This window comes from Ligilactobacillus acidipiscis DSM 15836 (assembly GCF_001435755.1).
Lineage (GTDB): Bacteria > Bacillota > Bacilli > Lactobacillales > Lactobacillaceae > Ligilactobacillus > Ligilactobacillus acidipiscis.
Genome location: NZ_AZFI01000400.1, coordinates 1 through 318 on the forward strand (window position 1 = coordinate 1; position 318 = coordinate 318).

General features: G+C 45.6%; 1 protein-coding gene. It reads left to right on the forward strand.

Annotation, left to right across the window (positions count from 1 at the left end; genetic code table 11):
- Positions 1-318: ArdC-like ssDNA-binding domain-containing protein (locus FC65_RS11250; RefSeq protein ID WP_235803143.1), on the forward strand; the 318-nt coding region annotated here is incomplete at both ends.

Here is a 318-nt window from a genome sequence, read left to right on the forward strand (position 1 = left end):
AATTAACCGATAGTAACCGATTTAAACAGTACCTCAATACCTTGGCTAAATTCCATCATTATAGCGCCAGAAACATTGATTTAATTTATGCGCAAAATCCTCAAGCTACTCAAGTCGCCGGTTTTAAGCAATGGCAGACGGCTTTTAACCGCACCGTCAACCGGGGCGCAAAAGCGATTCGGATTGCGGCCCCGATTATTAAGAAGTTAACACCAGCCGAGCAAAAGCGACTTGATACCACCGATGAACGCGCCATTGTCGGTTACCGTTATCTACCCGTCTTTGACGTGTCACAAACTAGCGGTGAGCCAGTTTTAA